This window comes from Ruegeria sp. CH10, from assembly GCF_056537125.1.
The window spans coordinates 152,773-175,758 of the sequence record NZ_JBQFQY010000005.1 but is presented as its reverse complement, the minus strand read 5'-3'; the positions used below and the strand labels follow the sequence as shown (position 1 = coordinate 175,758).

The 22,986-nt window shown below is 59.2% G+C and carries 17 protein-coding genes; 7 read left to right on the top strand and 10 right to left on the bottom strand.

Annotated features, from left to right (window positions below; genetic code table 11):
• Positions 1-66: 66 nt before the first annotated feature.
• From ACRZ94_RS15650 to ACRZ94_RS15605, 10 genes are all read right to left on the bottom strand, one after another.
• The gene (locus ACRZ94_RS15650; protein WP_480654948.1) at positions 67-1,284 is read right to left on the bottom strand and encodes an ABC transporter substrate-binding protein; all 1,218 of its coding nucleotides are present in this window, start codon (positions 1,282-1,284) and stop codon (positions 67-69) included.
• A 67-nt stretch (positions 1,285-1,351) separates the two neighbouring features.
• Positions 1,352-2,107, bottom strand: coding sequence for an SDR family NAD(P)-dependent oxidoreductase (locus ACRZ94_RS15645; protein WP_480654946.1), 756 nt, complete (start codon positions 2,105-2,107; stop codon positions 1,352-1,354).
• Positions 2,104-2,826, bottom strand: a complete 723-nt coding sequence (locus ACRZ94_RS15640) for an SDR family NAD(P)-dependent oxidoreductase (RefSeq protein WP_480797781.1) — start codon at positions 2,824-2,826, stop codon at positions 2,104-2,106. The genes ACRZ94_RS15645 and ACRZ94_RS15640 overlap by 4 nt, the downstream gene beginning before the upstream one ends.
• On the bottom strand, positions 2,823-3,674 hold the full coding sequence (locus tag ACRZ94_RS15635; RefSeq protein WP_480654942.1) for an ABC transporter permease: 852 nt from the start codon (positions 3,672-3,674) through the stop codon (positions 2,823-2,825). Before ACRZ94_RS15635 ends, ACRZ94_RS15640 begins: the two co-directional genes overlap by 4 nt.
• A 2-nt stretch (positions 3,675-3,676) precedes the next feature.
• Positions 3,677-4,546, bottom strand: a complete 870-nt coding sequence (locus ACRZ94_RS15630; RefSeq protein WP_480797780.1) for an ABC transporter permease — start codon at positions 4,544-4,546, stop codon at positions 3,677-3,679.
• A complete protein-coding gene (locus ACRZ94_RS15625) occupies positions 4,543-5,625 on the bottom strand; it encodes an ABC transporter ATP-binding protein (protein ID WP_480797779.1) in 1,083 nt (360 codons plus the stop codon). Before ACRZ94_RS15625 ends, ACRZ94_RS15630 begins: the two co-directional genes overlap by 4 nt.
• Positions 5,626-5,862: 237 nt before the next feature.
• Positions 5,863-6,840, bottom strand: coding sequence for a GntR family transcriptional regulator (locus ACRZ94_RS15620; RefSeq protein ID WP_480654936.1), 978 nt, complete (start codon positions 6,838-6,840; stop codon positions 5,863-5,865).
• Positions 6,837-8,072 (bottom strand): ABC transporter substrate-binding protein, encoded by a 1,236-nt coding sequence (locus tag ACRZ94_RS15615; RefSeq protein ID WP_480654934.1) that lies wholly within the window; start codon positions 8,070-8,072, stop codon positions 6,837-6,839. Before ACRZ94_RS15615 ends, ACRZ94_RS15620 begins: the two co-directional genes overlap by 4 nt.
• A gap of 247 nt (positions 8,073-8,319) precedes the next feature.
• Positions 8,320-9,015 (bottom strand): superoxide dismutase, encoded by a 696-nt coding sequence (locus ACRZ94_RS15610; RefSeq protein ID WP_480797778.1) that lies wholly within the window; start codon positions 9,013-9,015, stop codon positions 8,320-8,322.
• Positions 9,016-9,154: 139 nt separating this feature from the next.
• Positions 9,155-10,084 carry a LysR family transcriptional regulator gene (locus ACRZ94_RS15605; protein ID WP_480654930.1) on the bottom strand — a complete coding sequence of 310 codons (930 nt, stop codon included), beginning with the start codon at positions 10,082-10,084 and terminating at the stop codon, positions 9,155-9,157.
• Between the two features lie 248 nt (positions 10,085-10,332).
• Here ACRZ94_RS15605 and ACRZ94_RS15600 point away from each other — a divergent pair, with 248 nt between their 5' ends.
• The 7 genes from ACRZ94_RS15600 to ACRZ94_RS15570 all read left to right on the top strand — a co-directional run bounded on the left by ACRZ94_RS15600 (position 10,333) and on the right by ACRZ94_RS15570 (position 22,911).
• Complete coding sequence (locus ACRZ94_RS15600; RefSeq protein WP_480797777.1) at positions 10,333-14,733, top strand: CHRD domain-containing protein; 4,401 nt, start codon at positions 10,333-10,335, stop codon at positions 14,731-14,733.
• Between the two features lie 71 nt (positions 14,734-14,804).
• Positions 14,805-16,556 carry a type I secretion system permease/ATPase gene (locus ACRZ94_RS15595; RefSeq protein ID WP_480654926.1) on the top strand — a complete coding sequence of 584 codons (1,752 nt, stop codon included), beginning with the start codon at positions 14,805-14,807 and terminating at the stop codon, positions 16,554-16,556.
• A complete protein-coding gene (locus tag ACRZ94_RS15590; RefSeq protein WP_480654924.1) occupies positions 16,549-17,847 on the top strand; it encodes an HlyD family type I secretion periplasmic adaptor subunit in 1,299 nt (432 codons plus the stop codon). Before ACRZ94_RS15595 ends, ACRZ94_RS15590 begins: the two co-directional genes overlap by 8 nt.
• Positions 17,816-18,790, top strand: coding sequence for a LysR family transcriptional regulator (locus ACRZ94_RS15585; protein ID WP_480797776.1), 975 nt, complete (start codon positions 17,816-17,818; stop codon positions 18,788-18,790). The genes ACRZ94_RS15590 and ACRZ94_RS15585 overlap by 32 nt, the downstream gene beginning before the upstream one ends.
• 297 nt (positions 18,791-19,087) lie before the next feature.
• On the top strand, positions 19,088-20,737 hold the full coding sequence (locus ACRZ94_RS15580) for a PHA/PHB synthase family protein (RefSeq protein WP_480797775.1): 1,650 nt from the start codon (positions 19,088-19,090) through the stop codon (positions 20,735-20,737).
• A 4-nt stretch (positions 20,738-20,741) separates the two neighbouring features.
• Positions 20,742-21,515: an enoyl-ACP reductase FabI gene (gene fabI / locus ACRZ94_RS15575; protein ID WP_480654918.1), complete on the top strand. Its 774-nt coding sequence runs from the start codon at positions 20,742-20,744 to the stop codon at positions 21,513-21,515.
• The gene (locus tag ACRZ94_RS15570; protein ID WP_480797774.1) at positions 21,505-22,911 is read left to right on the top strand and encodes a bifunctional enoyl-CoA hydratase/phosphate acetyltransferase; all 1,407 of its coding nucleotides are present in this window, start codon (positions 21,505-21,507) and stop codon (positions 22,909-22,911) included. The genes fabI and ACRZ94_RS15570 overlap by 11 nt, the downstream gene beginning before the upstream one ends.
• Positions 22,912-22,986 lie beyond the last annotated feature (75 nt).

Sequence of the window (22,986 nt, the reverse complement as noted above, 5' to 3'; positions counted from 1 at the left end):
TATGTGAAGTCTGGTAAATCGGGGATGTGGTTCAGCCAGGTCACCCCGGCTGAACCCTGTTTTGGATCAGGCCGACAGGAACTCGTCCCATTTCTGGATCAGCAGGTCGTACTCGTCCGGCCACTGGTGCCAGTAGGCGACGTTGGCGGCGCGGGTCTCCAGCGAGCCGCCATCGCGCAGGTCACCTTCCTTGATGCCGCGCTCGGTCTCGCCGACCCAGGGTTTGCCCTCGTACCAGAAGGCGTATTTGTCGGGATCCATCACCTCTTTGACGTTGGTGGTGGGCGAGTAATACCCTTGTTCGGACACAGCGATCGCGGGCGGGCCAGACAGCCAGTAATCGGCATAGGCCGTCACCGCCTCAAGGTTTGGCGATGTCTTCAATGGCGAGACGCCGATGGACCAGCCGCGATAGCCCTCTTTCATCGTGGCATAGGAACACTCCACGCCCTGCGCCTTGACCGCCATGACGGCCGGCTGCCACGCATCCGCGATGATCATCTCGCCCGAGGCCAGCAGGTTTACCAGCTCACCGAAATCTCCCCAAAGGGCGCGGAACTGGCCGTCTTTCTTCTTGGCGATCAGGAATTTCGAGGCTTCCTCGATAGCGCCCGCATCCGGGTTGCCGGGGTTTTCAACCTCAAGCAGACCCAGCGCGTTCATCGCCAGAATGGCCTGACCAAAGGCAATCAGCGGGTCCACGTTCAGGCCGGTCTTGCCCTTGAACTTGGGGTCGAACAACGCGGCCCAGGTTGACGCCTCTTCGGCATCCACCAGATCGGGGCGGTACCCGATGGAGTCGTAGTTATAGACCGTCGGCACCATGTTCAGGCGCGTCTGGCTGTCGTCTTCCCAGATCTGTCCGACGATCTGGCGATTGCGGTCCCAGCGATCCGAGGCGGTGGTGAATGTGTCGCGAATACCCGACCAGTTCTGCAGGTCGGTTGCGGCGACCGGGGCAAGCTTGTCGGTGGCCACCATCGCGGCCAGACGTTCGCCGATGATTTCCCAACAGTCATAGGCATCGGTGCCCGACAGGATCTCGGTCTGGGTGTTGGGGAAGATGTCGGCCTTGCCATTGACCGACCCCACGCCCGATTGCTGTTGGAAATCGTTCAGGATGCGTTCCTGAACCGTCACCGACAGGCCAACGGTGCGCAGTTCCTGATTTCCCAGATTTGCCGCAAAGGCCTGTTGCGCACCCATGAACGGCATACCACCTGCGGCCAGTGCCGCGCCGCCTGCGGTTGTCTGAAGGAATTTCCGTCGTGAATATGTACTCATTTCAGTTTACTCCGTGTTGCGGTCGTGTGTCTTTTTCTTTGGTTTGGGGCCACGGGCCCCGCTGCATTCAGTACCGTCCGACCAACAGGCCACCATCTACAGCAATCACTTGTCCGGTGAGGTAACGCGCCCCGTTTGAGGCAAGGAAAACAACGACATCGGCGATGTCGTCGGGTTCGCCAATCCGTCCCATTGGAATGTTGTCCCCCGCGGTTTCTGCCCCCGCAGGGCCCAGCGAATGTTCTTCGGAAAGAAGTTGCGCGGTGCGGATATATCCCGGGGCCACTCCGTTCACGCGGATGCCGTCGCGGGCCAGTTCCACGGCCAGACCGCGCACCAGCCCAACCACCCCGGCCTTGGCCGAGGAATAATGGACATGTTCGTCCCAGCCATAGGCCACACCCATGATCGAAGACAGGCAAACAATGTTCCCTGAACCGCGCGATTTCATGCCCGCAAGGGCCGGGCGGATCACCCGAAACATGCCCTTGAGGTCAATATCAAACGTGTGATCCCACTTTTCATCCGTCAGCGCGTCCAGCGGTACCCGATGGGCAATACCCGCATTGGCGACAATGATGTCGATACCCCCTTGGCGTGCCTCGATATCGGCGACGAGCGCATCCGCGCGGGCGGTGTCGCGCACGTCGAGATGATGGAACTCGGCGGTGCCGCCGGCGCCCTTGATTTCGTCCGCGACGGACTGGCCCTCGGCCTCAAGCACATCGGTGACGATCACGGTGTCACCCTGCGCCGCAAAGGCCAGCGCGCAGGCGCGGCCGATGCCGATGCCACCTCCGGTGATGAACACGGTTCTGCTCATAGCATTACGTCTCCTGAATTGGGGCAAAGGGTCTGGCCGACATAGATGCGCGCCGCGTCTGAACACAGGAAGGCGACCGTATCGGCCACGTCCTGCGGCTCACCGAAATAGCCCAGCGGAAGCTCGGCTGCCTTTGCCGCCTGCCAATCCGGCGACAATGCGCGCACCAGTGGTGTGTTGATCGGGCCGGGGGCGACGGCGTTTACGCGTATCCCGTTGGCTGACACCTCACGCGCCAGCGCCTTGGTCATGCCCAGAATGCCGGCTTTGGCCGCCGAGTAATGCACCAGCTCAACGCCGCCAATCTGACCCAACTGGGACGCCACATTAACCACGCAGCCTTTCGCGGCGCTTAACATTTCATGAATAACAGCCTTGGTGCACAGGAATGTCCCACGCAGATGCACGGCAATCATGCGATCAAAATCATCTACCGAAAGGTCAGTGAACGCAGACTGGTGGACATGCCCGGCATTGTTCACCAGATGGGTCGGCGCACCGAACACCTGTTTGCAATGCGCGATCATCTTCGCCACGTCGGCGGGATCAGATACATCGCCGTGATGGGCGGCTGCCGCAGGGCCGATCCGGGCTGCCGTCGCTTCGGCTGCATCGGCGTTATAGTCGTTCACCAGCACCTTATAGCCATCAGCCGCCAGCTTTTCGGCGATGGCCAGCCCGATACCGGACCCGGCACCTGTCACAATCGCGATGCTCATGAGATCTCCTCCTGCATCGCGATCTTCTTGGCGCGGCGCACGCTGAGGCCCATCAGAATGCCGTAAACGGCCAGCAGCGAGAACGAGAACAGCGTTGTCATGACACCGAAGGCAAAAATATTTGGGTGAATCTCAACCGAGAATGTTCCGTAGATCGCCAGTGGCAGCGTCTGATCCCGGCCCGAGGCAAACAGGGTGCGCGGGAATTCATCAAAGCTGAGCGTGAAGGCGAACAGCATAGCTGACAGTACGCCGGGGAAGATCAGCGGAAAGGTCACTTTGCGGAAGGTACGCGCCGGTGAAACACCCAGAGACCACGCGGCTTCCTCAACCGATCCGTCAAAGCGGTTCAGGATCGCCAGCATCACCAGAAAGGCAAAAGGGAAGGTATAGACGACATGCGCCACGAAGGCCGTCGACCACCAGTGCCGCTCGACACCCACAACGTTATTGGCCAGCAGCGACGTGCCCAGCCCGGTCAGAACTCCGGGTACCATCATGCCCAGAACGATCAGGTAAAAGACGATGCCTGCCCCTTTGAAGCGGCGGCGAAAGGCCTGCGCAGCCATAACTCCCAGAACCGTGGCCGTGACCATCGTCATAAAGGCCAGGGTCAGCGACCGCAGCAGCGCCTCACCCACCGGCAGTGGCGCGATGCGCGACGGCGGGGTCAGGCCGAACAGGTGCTGATACCAGTAGGTCGACCATTCGATGATGGGAAATTGCGGCCCGCCTTCGGGGCCTTGCTGGAACGACAGGATACCCAGCACGATGAACGGGCCATAAAGAAACAGGATGAACGCGGCGACGTAGACGGCGAGGATGGGCTTGAGGATTTTGGTCTCCATGATCACAGCTCGCTTTTCAGGTCGACGATGCGCAGGAAACCGGCCACGACGATGCCAAGAAGAATGGTCAGGATGACGCCCACGACCGAGGCCATCGCCCATTTGAGCGAGCCCACCTGCGTGACGATGATGTTGCCCAGCAGGTTCACCTTGCGCCCCGACAGCGCGCCCGAGGTTGCGAACTCACCCAGAACCATGACGCTGACGAAAATCGCGCCCACGACGACGCCCGGCAGGCTGAGGGGGAAGATGATCTTCCAGAAGATGCGCCCAAAGCCTGCGCCCAGATCGCGTGCAGCCTCGATAATATTGCGGTCGATGCGGCCCAGCATGAAGGCAATCGGGCCAACCATGAACACCACGTAAATCTGTGTCATGCCTATGATCACCGACAGTTCCGAGAACAACAAAACCTCGATCGGGCTGTCGATCAGCCCCAGCTTTTGCAGGATGATGTTGATCGCGCCTTCCTTGCCCAGCATCGGCCGCCATGCCAGCACGCGGATCAGGAATGAGGTCCAGAACGGGATAACGCACAGCACCAGCAACACGGTCGAGACAGTCTTGCTTTTGACCAACAACCCAACGAACAGCGCTGCCGGATAGCCGATGATGAAGGTCAGTGCCAGAACGATCAGCCACAGCCGTACCGTCGTCCAGAGCGCGCCCACATACGCCTCGGAGCTGAAGAAGTTCTTCCAGCTGTCCAGCGTTAGCGTCGAGTTTATGGAAAAGGTGGTCTGCGTCCAAAAGGACACGTAGACGATCATCATGATCGGAGCGACGAGGAACAGGATCATCCAGAACACACCCGGCGCCAGCAGCCAGCTGGTGTACCCGTTGCGTTCGGTCGACGGGGCGCTGGTGCTCATGCCGTGGCCTCCTTGCCGAAGACGATGGCGTGTTCGGGGTTCCACGACAGGACGTAATCCTGACCGACCTCGTATGTGTCCGGCTCACCAAAGCTGAGGTGGTGATCCACCTCGACCTGTTTGCGGTCGGCGGTTTCAAAGAAGGAAATCACCGACGACCCCAGATATTCGCTGGCCAGATACCGCGCGGGCAGGGCCGGGCCGGGCAGGGTGTCGCCCTGCCTGAAGGCTTTGGTGCGATCATAGCGGATGGCATAGACATCCTTGGCATTATGCTGCGCGTGCTGTACCGGCACCGCTCCGAACGGGCCGCGGAACGTGTTGTCCGCCAGGGTGCCGTCAAACAGGTTGAACCGGTTCAGAAACAGGGCCACATCCGAACTGGCCGGGGTGTCGTGAATCTGCTCGGGTGTACCCGTTTGGATGATGTTCCCCTGATCCAGCACCGCGACCGTGTCGCCCATCGCCAGCGCTTCGGTCTCGCTGCCGGTTACATGCAGAAAGGTCACGTCCAGCCGTTCTCGGATTTGCCGAAGCTCGGTCTGCATGCGGCCCCGGAGATTGGCGTCCAAAGCCCCGAGCGGTTCGTCCAGCAACACCAGTTTGGGCTGCATGACCAGGGTTCGGGCCAACGCCACACGTTGTTTCTGGCCGCCGGAAATCTGGTCTGGCACACGATCTTCCAGCCCCTTTAATCCGACCAGGTCAATCATGTCCGTGACGCGGGTCTCGACGTCTGAACCCGCCACGTCCTGCGTGCCGTTACGCAGCCCGAAGGCGATGTTTTCAAACACGGTCAGATGCGGAAACAGCGCGAAGTTCTGAAACACGAACCCAATTCCGCGCTTGTGGGCGGGCAGATCGGTGATGTCCTGACCCAGAAAGTGAATGCGGCCCGTATCGGGCTTCTCAAACCCCGCCATCACACGCAGCAAGGTCGTCTTGCCTGACCCCGACGGCCCCAGCAATGAGATGTATTCATTCTGTGTCGCCTCGAACGAAATGTCGTTGAGCGCGATCAAGTCGCCAAAGTGCCGCGAGACATTTTCCAGTCTGAAGATGGACTCTGTATGACCCATTCAATTCCCCATTTGGTATTCAGGGCGCAGACAGCGTCATGTCTTTCCAAATGGCTGCCGGACCCCCCGAGCAGCACTGAAGAGCGCACCCTTTTAAAACGCACTTCGTATGAAAGTTTGCATTAAATTATGCGTCAACAATCATTTTTAGAGAAAAAATAGCGAAAATATGGGGCATTTTGCAAGAAAACCTTCATATCACCTAAATTAAAAATGAATAACGGATACGCAAGCCAATTAAAGCGGAGAGAGATATCCCGGAATCGCCTCGGCTTCTGGGACAAGCGCAACAATCTTCAGCCGGGCCACATTCTTGTCTGCCAACAGGCGTAAATGCTCTTTCAGATACTCTGCGGCGGCATTGATCTGGCGAGAACCGATAAGATCAAACAGGACGCGGTATTGGTCGACAGCAACGTGATCGGCTGGCAGGCCCAGCCGGTTCAGCGCCTCGTTCACCGAAGACAGCAACAGCCGGTTGTTCAGTACCATCTCGACCAGGGCGGTGTTTGGTGCCCTTTCAAGACAGTGTTTCTGGAACGCCGCCTCATAGGCATCGGATTCGCGCGTCAGCCCCTGGCGGATCTGATCGCGCACTTTGTTGATTTCGACAGGATCGATAAAGTCAGCCGCCAGGATCAGTGCGGCGGGTTCGACAATCGCGCTGAGTTGGTATTTCTCGCGCAACACATGCGCCGTCAGCGGGCCGGCTAGCCAATGTGAGGACGCGCCCTTGCGAATAAGGCCACGTTCGTTCAGGCGGCTGAGCACGTCGCGCGCGACCGTGCGGCTGACGCCAAGGTAATCGGCCAGCTCGGTTTCAATCAGCCGAAATTCTCCAAAGACCTGACATGCGGCAACATCGGCCTCGACCTGGTCATAGACCCGCATCCAAGTGCCGCGGATGGCCAATGCCGACCTGGAGCGGTCGGGGATATCAAGCTGGAATTCGTTGATTGGCCGCCGGATCGGTTCCATATCAGCGTCGCCCACCAGATACCCGCGTCCACGGAACCGGTGGATCATTCCTTCTTCATGTAGTTTGCGAAGCGCCGCCTGAACCGGCGCGCGGCTGGTCAGCATGACGCGCGCAATCGGACCTTCGATCAGAACAAGACCACGGGGCAGACGTCCGGATTCGATGTTGCGTTTCAGAATCTGGCTGATGACCTCATACAACGGCTCTTGCCCGCGTACGCCCGTTGTCCGGCTCATGGTTTGCCCTCCCGGACGGCTGAGATAAAGCGGTTCCATGCCCGGGCGGCATAGTTGTATTCGTCCATGACCGTATTCCAAAGGGCGATGCGGCTGACCCGTTGATGGTACGCGCCACCCGTGCGACGCCGCCCCTTTTTGACGACGACCTGACCGTTTGTACCGACAAGATCAGAGCGGGCAACCTGACCATCATACCAATAGTCCCACTCATCCTCTGTCAGGAATTGCCGCGTGTTGTTGGGCACCGTCATGTAATAACCCTGCCGCGCCATGACGGCCCCGGCCTTACCCGTTAGCCACCAGTTCAGATACTCGTAGGCCATGCCAAGTTTGGTTCCGGTTAGATGTCGCGCAAGCGAGGCGCCCCCGTGCCACGCGCGATACCCCTCGCGGGGGACGCTTTCGACGAAATACTCTTCCATCGGACCAAGGTTGCCGTATGAGGGCGACCACATACTCTGCGCGGCCACTTTGCCCGCGTGCAACAACGCCTCGGCATCCTGAGCGGATTTCCAGCTGTCGCAAAAAAAGCCCTGTTGCCTGAGCGTCTCCAGAAGCGCCATCAGGTTATCGATTTCATTCACCGACATGTTGCAGATATCGACAAAGTTGAGATCGCCGCTGGCCTCGGCGGCCAAAGCCACATCAAAAAAACCGATCGCGGGCTCATCCACGATCGCAATCCGTCCTTTGGCCCGTTTATCCAGCAACCACGCCCAGCTGGATCCTTCGGGGCCTTCGTCGCCAAAAACGCGGCGATCAAACCCGAACGAGTCGACATTATGTGCCGTTGGCAACATCGAAATGTACTGCATGGGCTGTTGCCCGATCACGCCGTCTGGCTGGACATACAGCTTGCGGACCGGAGCGTCGCCATAGCCCTGCCGCATGTATTTGCTGACACCCCCAAGCTTGGACAAGTCGCCTATGTTGTCCCATTCGGCGATCCGCTGCGTATCAATCGGCTGCAGCGCGCCCCAATACCAAACGATGTCCAGATTGTGAAAACACTGTTCGTAGATATCGTAGTGTTCCGGATGCGTCGCCGCGCGGCGCTGACAGGTCAGAAAATCCAGAGACTCATATTCAATGTCGAACTGCAGATCTTCCATCGCCATCTTGCGAACGCTTTCCAGCAGCGTGACGTCCGTTCCGATCACCCGCAAAGTACGGCGCTTGACCCGCGGAGGCGCGGCCAGTTTGTGCTCGACAGAGAGGTCGATGGGCATTGATACTCCTGATCGCTAACCGTCTCAGACATGAGATGACGTCAAACTAGCTGCCATGCCCACAGCCGTAAATGTTGAGTTTCCAGTGTTATCGGCATCGAGGGCGCCCGGATATGTCAATGTGGCCGACTCTGATTGAAAGAACGAGGCAGAAATACCTCAACAGCATCAATGAAAACAGGAAACGCTGAAGCGGGTTATGACGCCGCTTCAGCGTTTGTTCTATTCGAATGACCAGCGGGTGCCGCTATGCGTTTGACAACCGTGCGTCCACATAGTCCCAGTTGACTATGCCATCGAAAACGGCGGCGATGTAGTCTTTGCGCCGGTTGCGGTAATCCACATAATAGGCATGTTCCCAGACATCGATACCCAACAGGGGGAACATGTCGTGGACAAAGGGGTTCTCGCCGTTGGGCGTCGAAAGAACCGTCAGTTTTCCGGACGTGTCGACAGCCAACCAGCCCCAGCCAGACCCGAATTGCTTGCTGGACACAGTGATGAATTGCTCGCGGAAGGCCTCAAAGCTGCCGAAGTCGCCTTCGATCTTTTTCTGAAGGGTTCCGGGAACGCCGGTGCCGCCGGGGATCAGCATTTTCCAGAACTCTGAATGGTTCCAATGCTGACCCGCATTGTTGAGAACGGTCTGGTACTTGCCCCGATCGGCTGCTGCGGCCTTGATGATGCTGTCCAGGGATTGCCCCTCAAGGGCTGTTCCGGGGATCAGTTTGTTCAGATTGCGGGCATAGCCAGCGGCATGTTTGCTGTGATGCAGCTCCATCGTCTCGGCGCCGATGACGGGTTCAAGGGCATAGTAGCTGTAATCAAGGGAGGGCAGCGTATAGGTTTCGGCGGCAATCGCCTTTTTCGCAAAAGCCGGGGCTGCTGCAACCAACAGGCCCGAGCCGGCAGACGCCAGAAATCCACGACGTGAGAGAGTCATTTTTTGGTCCTTTCCATTGCCTGTCGATGGATCCGACAGATGTCTTTAAAACACCTGCGTCATGGATTTATTCGAAGGCGAGGATGTACAAATCGCCGCAGCGGTTATCCTGAAGTGGATCGGATGTTTGCGCCGCGTCTCAATGCGGCTCGACCACGCCCCGACAGGTATTGACCAGGAATTCGATGGTCGTTTGAACGTGTGGATAAGGCGCAATGTCGCTATGGGTCAAAATCCACAGGTCCAGGCACTGGGTCAGAAACCCCGGCAATGCTTCGACAAGGTCCGCGTCGGATTCCGCCATGAATTTCGGCAGCGCAGCAAAACCCAGCCCGCTTTTGACGGCCGAGAGTTGCGCGTTCACGTTATCGGTTCTGGCCGCAACATTGCATTTATCCGTAATTTTGCGGAATTCGACATCCTGCACCGTTTGGCTCAGCGCGCCGGTGGCCACAATAACATTGTGACCCAGAAAATCCTCAAGGGTTTGGATCGGCCCAAGGTCGCACAGATATTCCCGGGACGCGTAAATCCCAAACTTTACGACGCCCAGCTTTTCGCTGTTGACGCGGTACGCTTCTGGTTCACCCATACGAAGGGCAATGTCAGCTTCGCGATTGTGCAGGTTTGCCTTTTTGTTGGACAACAGCAGGTCAATCTTGATGTGGGGGTTCAATGCGTGAAACTCGATCAGTTTCGGCGCAAGAACCGACGATCCGAACCCCTCTGGTGCAGCCACTGAAACCCGGCTGCCCTTGAAACCAAGATGGCCGCGGGCCACCTCGCCCATATGGCAAAGCTCGGTTTCGATCCCCAGCGCGATTTTCAGAATGTCTTCGCCAATGGGTGTCAGCGAAACGCCCGTGGACCCGCGCTCAAACAACGGCAGGGACAAGGACTTTTCCAGCTCGCGCAGCTTGCGGCCCACCGTGGCCGGGCTTTCCGACAATTGACCCGAGGCGGTGGCAATGCTGCCCGCGCGTGCCACACACACAAGAAACCGCAGCAGGTCCCAATCCTGAACCGGGACTTTTTCCAAAGCGTCTGTCGCCGAAATGTTGTCACTCATGGTGTTGTGCCTTTGCTCTTTCCCTATGATTTCACATTTCGACAGGAAAAAACCCGAGTTCAACTTTACTTGTGACTTCGTGAATTGGAAATTTTTTTCGTTCAATATGAGTGACTTGGCAAATAGTTTGGGGTCATGCCCCACTTGATGGTCTACCCTTCATTTTTGAACAGTTGAGACGGGTTCTTCCAGGCGCAGGTAACCCGGCGTGAGCGCAGAAGCGTTCGCTTTCTAGCTTGGAGTGTAACATGAACCCCGAAGACATGATGAACCCGATTATCGAAGGCGACGATAACGACAACCAACTGGTGGGTACCCCTGAAGACGATATTATCAACGGTCTTGGCGGCGACGATCAGATTGAGGGTCTTGGCGGCAATGACGTTCTGACCGGCGGTCTGGGCGATGACACGCTGGACGGTGGTGAAGGGATCGACACCGCGGCCTTCAACGACATCGACGTGCCCGTCAACGTTGATCTGCCCGCAGGCGAAGCAACGCGCGAGACCGGCTTTTCGGTTTCGGTAGAAGGCGCGCCTTTCGTGAACTTTGCTGATCCCGAGGACAGCCTGGTTGACGAAGCCCTGGCAGGGAACCTGTACTACAACATTCACACTGCCGACTTCCCGGGTGGTGAAATCCGCGGCCAGCTGCTGGTTGAAGAAAACGACCTGGATGAGTTCGGCAACGGTACGCTGGTGCTGACAGCCGTATTGGACGCAGCACAAGAGCCCGGCCCGCTGTCGGACTCGCTGGCAACCGGAACCGCATCCGTGACCGTGACGGTCGAAAACGGCATTGCGACCTATTCGTCGGAATTGTCGGTGACCGGCCTGGCCGTATCCGACCTGCTGACCCCGATCCCGGGTGCGGTTTCTGCCATCCACCTGCACAACGCACCCGCCGGCATCAACGGCCCGGTTGTGCGCGACTCGCTGGTGGATGCAGGTGCCGAACTGGCCAGTGCCGAGGAAGTGGCCGAGAACCCCTCGGGCGTTCTTGAGGTCGAGGCCGTGACTGATGCGGTTGTGGAAACCGACACGCTGATCAGCATCGAAAACATCGTTGGTTCGGATGACGCTGACATTCTGACCGGTGATGAGAATGACAACGTTCTGACCGGTGGTCTGGGCGATGACGTTCTGGATGGTGGCGAAGGCAGCGACACGGCCGCCTTTAACGATGTCGATGTACCTGTCGACGTTGATCTGGGTGCAGGAATTGCCACCCGCGAAACCGGCTTTTCGGTTTCGGTCCAAGACGCATCTTTTGCGAACTTTGGCGATCCCGAGGACAGCCTGGTTGACGAAGCCCTGGCCGGAGAGCTGTACTACAACATCCACACCGCCGATTTCCCCGCCGGAGAAATCCGTGGTCAGTTGTTTGTTACGCAGAACAATCTGGATTTCGAAGGAAACGGCACACTTGTTCTGACCGCCCGGTTGGACGCCGCTCAGGAACCTGACCCGGTGTCTGATTCAGACGCAACCGGACTGGCAACTGTGACCGTCACAGTCGAAGACGGCATTGCGACCTATTCGTCCCAACTGTCGGTGACCGGTCTGGCCGTATCCGACCTGCTGACCCCGATCCCGGGTGCGGTATCCGCCATCCACCTGCACAATGCGCCTGCCGGTGAAAACGGCCCCGTCGTGCGCGACACGCTGGTCGATGCCGGAGCAATCCTGGCAAGCGCCGAAGACGTGGCCGAGAACCCCTCGGGCGTTCTGGACGTCGAAGCCGTGACTCTGGCCGTTGTCGAAACCGACACATTGATCAGCATCGAGAATGTCGACGGCTCCAATGATGGTGACGTGATCATCGGTGACGGTGGCCCGAATGTCCTGAACGGTCTGGACGGCGACGACGTGCTAAGCGGCCTTGGCGGCAACGATGTTCTGAACGGCGGTGCGGGGGATGACACCCTGATCGGCGGCGGCGGCACCGATGTCATCGACGGTGGTGAAGGGTCGGACACCAACGACTTCTCCAACATCAACCTGGGTGCTGCAGATCCGACGATTGCGGGTGTTCGCGTCACGCTGGATGCATTTGGCAACGGTACGGCCGAGTATAACGGCGGTGGCGGAAACGGCCCGCTGATCCTGGAAAGCTTCACCGGCATCGAGAACATCACCGGCACGTCCAACGATGACAACATCGTAGCAACCGGTGCTGCGCCGAACACCATCGATGGTGGTGCGGGTGACGACTTTATCGCCGGTGGCGGCGGTCTGGATGTCCTGAGCGGTGGCGAAGGGATCGACACCAACAGCTTCCAGGGGATCAACGCCGAGGTGGTCGCGGATCTGGCAACAGGCAGCGCCTCATATGCTCCGAACGCGAATGTCACGATCTTCGAGAATTTCGAAGGGTTCGAAAACCTCGACGGCTCGGCGCTTGACGATCAGCTGTTTGGCGACAACAACGCCAACACTCTGACCGGCAACGACGGCAACGACCTGCTGGTTGGCCGGGGTGGCAATGACATCCTGGAAGGCGGCGAAGGCAATGACGTCCTGCGTGGCGGTGGCGGCAACGACATCACCGACGGTGGTGAAGGGATCGACACGGCGGATTTCAGCGACATCGGCTCGTCTGTAACTGCAGACCTGTCTGCCGGTACGGCTGATTATGCCGCGCCGAACGGCAATGGCGTGCAGGATCAGCTGATCAGCATCGAAAACCTGACAGGGTCCGTCAATGACGACATCCTGACCGGCGACGAGGGTGACAACCTGCTGGCCGGTGCCGCGGGCGACGACGTGATCCGCGGCGGCGCAGGCAACGACGTGATCCGCGGCGATGCTGTGGGTGACGGCGAGGCCATCACCGTATCGGTCACCAACACGCTGGGCGAAGGCGGAACCTTCCTGACGCCTGTCTGGTTCGGTTTCCATGATGGCGCCAACTTTGACCTGTTCACCGCAGGCGAAGAAGCCAGCCTGGGTCTGGAACGTCTGGCCGAGGATGGCAGCGTCGAAGGGATCGCAGCCGAGTTCAACCAGCAGGTTGGCGACAATGGTGTGGATGCGACCATTCTGGGCGGCATCGGTGCGCCGGGTGTGATCGATCCCGGTGAAACGGCCAGCTTTACGCTGAACGTAAACACCGATCAGGTCGGTCAGGGCTTCTTTACCTGGGCCACCATGATCATCCCGTCGAACGATGCGTTCCTGGCAGTTCCGGACGATGCGTTGGCAGATCCGATCTTTGATGAAGAGGGCAATTTCCTTGGTCCGATCATCATCGAACGGTTTGGCGACGATGTTCTGGACGCGGGCACCGAGGTCAATAACGAAGAAGGTGCCGCCTTCCTCAACCAGACCGCGCGCGATCAGGGAACGGCCGAGAACGGTGTCGTGGGTCTGCACCCGGGCTTCAACGGCTCGGAAGGCAACCCGGACGGTACGCCTGTCAACATTCTGGGCGGCGAAACCGCGGCCGGTACGATTATTGACCCGATCGAAGGCGACTTTACCCGCAACGGTGGCGATGAACAGCTTCTGCGCATTGTGATCGACATTGCCGAAGGTGGCGATGACGAACTGTTCGGCGGTGCGGGTGAAGACATCGTTGATGGTGGCCGTGGTGACGACTTCCTCGATGGTGGTGCCGACAACGACACCCTGATCGGTGGGTCGGGCCGCGACACGTTCGCCTTCCGTCGCGGTACCGGTTTCGACGTTGTGGCTGACTTCTCGGTCAGTGTCGAAAACGGCGACTTCCTGGATGTGTCCGATTTCGGCATCACGCAGCTGTCCGATCTGCAGATCGAGGCAGATGGTGAGAACACCGTCATCGATCTGGGCAATGGTGATCAGATCACCCTCGAAGGGGTTGCCCCCGACGAGCTGGTGGCCGAGAACTTTGTCTTCGCGCCGGAACAGCCCGAAGTGGTCGTCGAAGCGACCAATGAGGACGATGATCTGCAAGGTGGTGTCGGCGACGACAACATCGATGCAGGCAACGGCGATGACATTGTCCTTGGCGGTGCCGGGAACGACGTTCTGGACGGCGGCAACGGTGACGACACCCTGGAAGGCGAGGCTGGAAACGACCAGCTTGTCGGCAGCAATGGCGATGACGACCTGATTGGCGGCACCGGCAATGATGCGCTGAACGGCGGCAACGACGATGACCTTCTGGTTGGCGGCGAAGGCGACGACGTTCTCGATGGCGGCAACGGTGACGACATCATCGAAGGTGGCCTGGGCGCTGACATGATTGATGGTGGTCGTGGCGACGATGTCATCGAAGGTGGTGCCGGTAACGACATCATCGAAGGTGGTCGCGGTGATGATATCCTTGATGGCGGTGCAGGCGACGACATTGTCTGCGCGGGTCTCGGGGACGACATCATCAACGGCGGTGAAGGGAACGACCGGTTGGAAGGCAACCGCGGCTCTGACACCTTCGTGTTCGAAGCCAATGCCGGTGACGATGTCATTGGCGACTTCGAAGCCTTTGCCAACGGTGATGTGCTCGACCTGACGTCCGCTGCGTTCGAGTTCGAAACCTTCGGTGACGTGGCCGCCATGGCGACGCAGGACGGCAATGACGTTGTCATCGACCTGGGTGACGACGGCAGTGTCACACTGCTGGGCGTCCAGCTGGCCGATCTGAACGAAGATAACGTTCTGGTCTAACCCAATCACGGCGGCGGCCTGACGGTCGCCGCCGTTTCCTTCCTTTGTTTTCAGCAAGAAAGAGGGCCACCATGTCCCATAGTCCCCTCAAACGTACCGAGCTTGAGCAGGCGTTCCGTGCCGCTCGCCCGGGTTTAGTTACCACCGGTGTCATCAGCATGGTGATCAACCTGACGATGCTGACCGGCCCGCTTTTCATGATCCTGGTCTATGACCGGGCCTTGCCCAGCCAGAGCTACCAGACCCTCTTTGGTCTGAGCGTGCTGATGCTGGGATTGTATTCCGTATTCGGCCTGCTGTCCCTTGTGCGGTCACGCATTCTGGTGCGGATCGGCAACCGGCTGGGCAATCGGCTGGAAAAACGCGTCTTCGACGCACAGATCGAACGATCGGTCAAAGAGGGCGGGGCCAAAGGCCGCGACGCCATCGGCGACCTGAATTCAGTGCGCGAGTTCATGGGTGGATCAACGCCTGCGGTGATGTTCGATGCGCCGTGGACTCCGATCTATCTGGGGTTTGCCTATCTGCTGCATCCATGGCTGGGATATGTGGGTCTGGCCGGTGTGGTGTTTCTGATCGCTGTTGCCATGATCAACAACATGTTGACCCATCGCGGCGTTGCCCGGGCCAACCAGTTCCAAATCCGCAGCAAACGCATTCTGAATGACGTGTCGCGCAACCACGAGGTGGCGCATGCGATGCGGATGCGGGACGATCTGTACAGCCACTGGAACGGGCTGAACGGTCAGGCACAGGTCAAACAAAGCCAGATCAGCGATATGGCGGCAACCCTGTCATCGATCTCGCGGACGGTTCGGCTGGTGCTGCAATCCGCGGTTCTGGGACTGGGCGCGTATCTGGCCATTTCGGGCGATCTGAGCGCCGGTTCGATCATCGCCGCATCGGTTCTGGTCGGGCGCGCGCTTGCCCCCGCCGAGCAGGCGATTGGCAGCTGGCGTCAATATGTTCTGGCCAGTGCCGCGCGCAAGCGTCTCAACACACTGCTGGAAGACTTCCCGCCGGTCAGCCCGTCCGTTCAGCTGCCGCAACCGCGCGGTGTGCTGGCCTTGAAGAACGTGTTTGCAATGACCCCGGATGGTGCCGCCACGGTTCTGAGAAACGTGTCGCTGTCGCTGGACGCGGGCGAAGTTCTTGCGGTCATCGGCCCCAGCGGATCGGGCAAATCCACCCTGGCGCGCGTCATCGTCGGCACGTTGGAACCCAACCGGGGCAGCGTGCGTCTGGACGGCGCTGACATGAGCTATTGGAATGCCCTGCAACTGCGGGATTCGGTGGGATACATGCCACAGACGGTCGAGCTGTTCGATGGCACCGTCCGCGAAAACATCGCCCGGTTCCAATCGGATGCAAGCGATGCCGACGTGGTTGCCGCGGCCAGGGCCGCCAATGCCCATGACCTTATTCTGAAACTGCCCAAGGCCTACGATACGCCCTTGGGCGAAAACGGCAGCGCCCTTTCGGGTGGTGAGCGTCAGCGCATCGGGCTGGCCCGGGTTCTGTATAAAAACCCGTCCCTGATCGTGCTGGATGAGCCGAACTCAAATCTGGATGCCGCGGGCACTGCCGCCCTTAACATGACCATCGAACGGCTGAAAAACGAAGGCCGGACCGTTGTCATGATCGCGCATCGCATGGGGTCGTTGAACCACGCAGACAAGGTGCTGGTCATGGATAGCGGCATGGTCTCGGCCTATGGCCCGCGCGATGAAATCCTGCGGACCTACACCGAAAACCGCACCAAGAAAGCAAGCGACAGCGCCGCAGATGCAGCGCCAAAACGTGAGGGTAAGACCAATGCGTAACACTAAAACATCCCCCGCAGACCGGATTGGAAACTGGGTTTGGTTCGGCGCCGCCACCATGGGCCTGATGCTGGGCGGGCTGGGCTATTGGTCCATGGCAACCCGCATTGACGGTGCCATTGTCGCCCCCGGCATGGTCGCCTTGGAAACGGATCGTCAGACCGTTCAGCATCTCGAAGGCGGCATCATCTATGAAATCCACGTGTCAGAAGATGATGCGGTGAAACAGGGTCAGGTCCTAGTCAGCCTGGACACAACCCGGGAACAGGCCGAACTGAACGCGCTGAGCAGCCAGATCGCGTCTCTGTCCATCCGCAAGGCCCGGCTGCAGGCCGAACTGAGCGAGGGTGATTTCCCGGCGCTTGCATCGGAATTCGATCAGACAGACGAAGCCCGCGAGATTTTCGAAAGTGAGGCCCAGCTGTTCGAAAGCCGCGCCCTGGCCAAGGCCGCCAATGTCGCGCAGCTTGAGACGCAAAAAGATGCTCTGTTGGCTCAGGTCGCGGGACTGCGCAGCCAGATCAAGTCGCAAGAAGCCAACCAGAGGCTGACCCAGGAAGAGCTTGAGACGGTTTCGGTTCTAAATGACAAGGGTCTCGCAAACGTAACCCGTCTGTTGCAGGTGCGCCGCGCCGCCCTTGATATCGAAGCCAGCCTGTCCACCAACACAGCCCAGATTGACAGTGTTCAGGCCCAGATCGCCGAGGTTGAAAGCGCCCTGGTCAGCAGCGCGGCCACATCGCGCGAAGAAATCTCGACCGAACTGTCCGATGTCTCGCAACGTCTGCGCGAAGCGCTGGAGCGTCAGACCACGGCGCAGGACCGGATTGCGCGCAGCGAAATTCTGGCCCCTCTGGACGGGCGTGTGCTGAACCTCGGGTTCCACACAAAAGGGGGCGTCATAGCACCCGGTCAGGCGATCATGGATATCGTACCCGTCGCTGAACAGCCCATCCTGATGGCGAATATTCCGGTCACCGAGGTTGACAGGATCGCGCCGGGTCAGGATGCGCGTGTGCGTCTGACCGCGTTCAACTACAACCAGACGCCGGAATTGAATGGCTCGGTCAAATGGGTGTCCGCTGATACCCTGTCGGACCCGGTAACAGGCGCGGTCTATTACAGCGCCGAGGTCGAAGTGTCCGAGGCGGAATTCTCACGCATCAACGGTCAGGAACTGGTTCCGGGCATGCCGGTCGAAGTGCTGGTCTCAACCGGTGAAAGACTGGTGATCTCGTACCTGTCGCGCCCCATCCGCGATGCCATGTCCAAGACATTTCGGGACGAATAGCACAGCCCCCGATCAGCGGGCGGATCCTATCGAGCAGGCAGGCAAAATGCGCATTTCACTAGAAGCAATCGAGTCGTTTGCGATCCTGTGCAGGGTAAAGTCGTATTCCAAAACGGCCAAAGTGATGGGCTGTTCCCAACCGGCGATCAGCAACAGGGTCCGCTCCTTGGAATCTCTGGTTGGCTGCAAACTTGTGGAAAGCGGCAGCTTTGGCTTCCGCCTGACACCTGGCGGCCGTGAGTTGCTGAATCACAGCGAGGAAATCCTGCGCAGCATCCATCACATCCGCAGTATCTCGGACAAGGACAGCCCAGAGCAGGTTCGCATATCTTTAATCTCGACGGTCGAGTCCTTCCTGAACCCGTACAATATCTTCAACACAGGACCTGAGACCGATCTGCCCGCGCTGTTTGTGGACATGAAAAGCTTTGAAGACATCGAAGCGCAGGCTCGCAACCTCAGCGGCAACCGCATCTTGTATACGATCACTCAGGACAAGAGCGGCCCGCTCATTGAAAAAAGCTGGCCGTTCACAATGCGCTGGATCGCAAGCAAGGACTTTATACTCAATAAGCCGATGAAACAGCTGACACTGCCAATCGTTGAGCTTTCGGATCAGCACAGGCTGGCGAATGCTTTTTACGCGAAGCTCGAATTTCTTGGGTTCGAATGCAAACCTGTATTCCGCGCCGATGGCATCAATTCCTACCTGAATGCGATCGCTTCGGGTGTGGGGCTTGGCTGTATCGGGGATCTGTTTGTCATTCATAAGATGACGTCCAAGAACCTTGTTTTTCTGGATGAATATTTGGGGAATTTGGGAACATATTTTCTGAACCGCATTAACCCGATTGATCTGTCTGACCAGGCCGCAAGAGCTGCGGGAATTTTCGACAAGGCCATAGACAATCAGGTTTTGAACCTGCGCAATCTCGCGCAATAGAACCGGAAATGAACACAGTCCAAGAATGCGCCTTCTTGTGGTGAAGCCATCCAACCGTCAGACCACTGCCGAAATTCGAGGCGAAAGGCGGGGCCGAGCGCCTGGATTCCAGACAAACCTCGCAACCTGCCTCAGGTTGAACAAACGGACATATTCCTGTCATGTTGAGACCTTAGGCAGCGACCAACCACGGTTGATACGGGGTAAGACATGCGAGATTTCGGGACCACACAATCCCCGGCCGGGGCGTCGGACAGCGCGCGATCATTTCAAAATCATCGCCCGATGCGTCGCGAAATGGCCCAGCTGTTTCAGGGGGCCTCACCTGCGGCGACGGCCAGCCTGATCTGCGATTGGGCGTTGCATTTGATGTCCGCACCGGACAAGCAGGCGTCGCTGGCCCGCAAGGCACAGCAGAACTGGATGGATTGGCTGACCTATGTCGCCAAAGGCTGTCCGGCAGACGAAGAACCGATTGCGCCCGCCAGAAATGACCGCCGTTTTCTGGATGAAGCCTGGGCCAAACCGCCCTTTGCTGCGCTGGCGCAAGCCTTTCTGCTGGCCGAGGATTTCGCCGATCACGCCACATCCGATGTTCCGGGGCTGAGCCCGGCGAATGATGCCGCGATGACCTTCATGGCGCGGCAGATGATGGATGTTTTTGCGCCGTCAAATTTCCTGCCGACCAACCCCCAGGCGCTGGATCGCACCGCCCAGACCCATGGGGCCAACCTTGTTGCCGGGGCGTCGGCCTTTCTGAAAGACTGGCAGGCGCAGGTTCAGGGGACCAAACCCAAACCCGCCCAGCAGGTCGGGCGGGATATTGCAATCACGAAGGGCAAGGTGGTTTATCAGAACCACCTGATGGAACTGATCCAATATGAGCCGACCACCAAAACGGTGCAGGCTGAGCCTCTGCTGATCGTGCCCGCCTGGATCATGAAATATTACATCATGGACCTGAGCCCCGAGAATTCGATGGTGCGCTATCTGGTCGATCAGGGCTTTACCGTCTTCATGATCTCGTGGCGCAATCCCGGGGCTAAGGATGCCGATCTGGGCATGGCGGATTACCTCGGGCAGGGGCCTCTGGCGGCGGTGTCTTTCATCAAAGAGGCAACAGGCGCGGCGCAGGTCCATGCAGCCGGGTATTGTCTGGGCGGAACGCTACTGTCCATCGCGGCGGCGAAGCTGGCCAGAGAAGGTGACGACAGCCTGCGCAGTATGACGCTGATCGCGGCGCAGACCGATTTCACCGATGCGGGTGAGTTGATGCTGTTCATCAACGAAAGCCAGGTCTCGATGCTGGAAGACGTGATGGAGGCGCAGGGGTATCTGGATGCCAGCCAGATGGCCAGCGCGTTTCAGATGATCCGGTCCTACGATCTGATCTGGTCGCGGATGATCCATGCCTATCTCATGGGCGAAGAGGCGGCACCGATGACCGATCTGATGGCATGGAACGCTGACAGCACGCGGCTTCCCGCGCGGATGCATTCGGAATATTTGCGGGGGATGTTCCTGAACAATGATCTGGCGACGGGGCGGTTTGAGGTCGACGGGCATGCCGTCTCGCTGCGCGACATTCGCATCCCGATCTTTGGTCTGGGGACCGAAACGGATCATATCGCGCCGTGGAAATCGGTGTTCAAGATCCACAACCTCAGCCATGCGGATGTCACCTTTGCCCTGACGAATGGCGGGCACAATGCGGGCGTGATCTCAGAGCCGGGGCACAAGCGGCGTCATTTCCGCCTGCACACAACCCGCGATCAGGACCGGACGCTGACCCCCGATGACTGGCTTGAGACGGCCGAACCGCACGAGGGCAGCTGGTGGCCCGCATGGGCGCAGTGGCTGTCCGATCAGTCAAGCGGGCGGCAAGGCCCGCCCCGGATCAAAACGGCGCTGAGTGACGCGCCCGGCACATATGTGCGGATGGAGTAGAAACATGCTGGCGGAAACCGGGTTTCTGAAAGGGAAAAAGGGGCTTGTGGTTGGGGTGGCCAATGAACACTCCATCGCCGCGGGCTGTGCGCTGGCCTGCCGGGCTGCGGGCGCGGACATTGCGATGACCTATCAGTCGGAAAAAGCGCTGCGCTTTGTTCAGCCGGTCATCGATGCGGTTGAGGCCGGGATTGTCATGCCGCTGGACGTGACCGATACCAGCCAGACCAAGGCTGTGTTCGACGCAATCCAAAAGCAATGGGGGCGGCTGGATTTTCTGGTCCATTCGATTGCCTATTGCCCGCGTGAAGACCTGCACGGGCGGGTCGTCGACTGCTCGCGCGAGGGGTTTGGCGTGGCCATGGATATCTCGGTCCATTCCCTGATCCGGCTGGCCAAACAGGCGGAACCTCTGATGACCGACGGTGGCACGATCCTGACGGTGTCGTATCATGGCGCGGAAAAGGTGGTGGACCACTATAACGTCATGGGGCCCGTGAAAGCCGCGCTTGAGGCCACGGCACGCTATCTCGCGGTTGAGCTTGGGCCGCGCAACATCCGGGTCAATGCCATGTCACCCGGCCCGCTGGAAACGCGGGCGGCGTCTGGGATCGACCATTTCGATGAGCTGATCGAGGACGCAAAACGCAATGCGCCGCTGCACCGGTTGACCACGATCGAAGAGGTCGGCGCGATGGCGGCCTGCCTTGTGTCGGATTTCGCCCGGTCCGTCAGCGGCAATACCGCCTATATCGACGGGGGGCACCATGTTGTCTGATCGTGACACCGATATCGGTTTCATCGAGAACCGGCCCTTTGACGAGATCAAGCTGGGTGACAGTGCTGAACTGTGGCGCACCCTGACCGCGCAGGATATCGACGCCTTTGCCGTGGTCTCGGGCGATGTGAACCCTGCGCATGTCGATGAGGAATTCGCGCAGGATGATATTTTTCACAAGGTCATCGCGCATGGCATGTGGGGCGGCGCGCTGATCTCGAACGTGCTGGGCACGCAACTGCCCGGCCCGGGCACGATCTATCTGGATCAGACGCTGAAGTTCCTGAAACCCGTGGGCATTGGCGATACCGTCACCGTGCGCGTGACCGTGACCGAGAAACAGGCCGACAAAAAGCGCGTTGTTCTCGAATGCCTGTGCACAAACGGCGATGGTAAGCCCGTTATCACCGGGCAGGCGGTTGTGATCGCCCCCGACAGGAAAATCCGCAGGCCAAGGGTGGCCATGCCGGACCTGGTCCTGCACCGCCGGGGGGCCGTCTATGACCGTTTGCTCAGCGCCGCCCAACGCGCGCCCGCGCTGCCCACCGCCATAATCCATCCTTGTGACGAAAGCGCGCTTGAGGGCGCGTTATCCGCCCGCGATCTGGGCCTGCTGGACCCTGTTCTGGTCGGCCCAAGCGCGCGGATACATGAGGCCGCAGACGCTGCCGGGCTTGATATTGCGGGGCTGGAGGTTATCGACACGCCGCACAGCCATGCCTCGGCCGAGGCGGCAGTTCATCTGGTGCGGGACGGGCGCGTCAGCGCGCTGATGAAAGGGGCGCTGCACACGGATGAGGTCATGTCCGCCGTTGTGTCCAAGGCCAACGGGCTGCGCAGCGAACGCCGGATGAGCCATATCTACGTGATGGATGTTCCGACCTATGCCAAGCCCCTGCTGATTACGGATGCGGCCATCAACATCGCGCCTGACTTGCAGACAAAGGCGGATATGATCCAGAACGCCATCGATCTGGCCCGCGCCATTGGCATCGAAACGCCCAAAGTGGCCATCCTGTCAGCGGTTGAGACCATCACGCCCCGGCTGCAATCCACGGTCGAGGCGGGCGCGCTGTGCAAAATGGCGGATCGCGGCCAGATCACCGGCGGCATTCTGGACGGTCCGCTGGCCTTCGACAACGCGGTCTCGATGCACGCGGTTAGCACCAAAGGCATCACGTCCGACGTCGCCGGTCAGGCCGACATACTGATCGCGCCCGATCTTGAGGCCGGCAACATGATCGCCAAACAGCTTATGTATCTGGCCGGCGCCGAGGCCGCGGGCGTCGTTCTGGGGGCGCAGGTCCCGATCATGCTGACCAGCCGGGCCGATGACAAACGCACACGCATTGCCTCGGCGGCTATTGCCTCTTTGTACACTCAGACGACGCGCTGAGCATAAGGGGGTGTTATAGCCGCATTTATTGCGCAGAGCGTATTGCGGGCGCTCTCAGACACGCGCGCGGCAGGG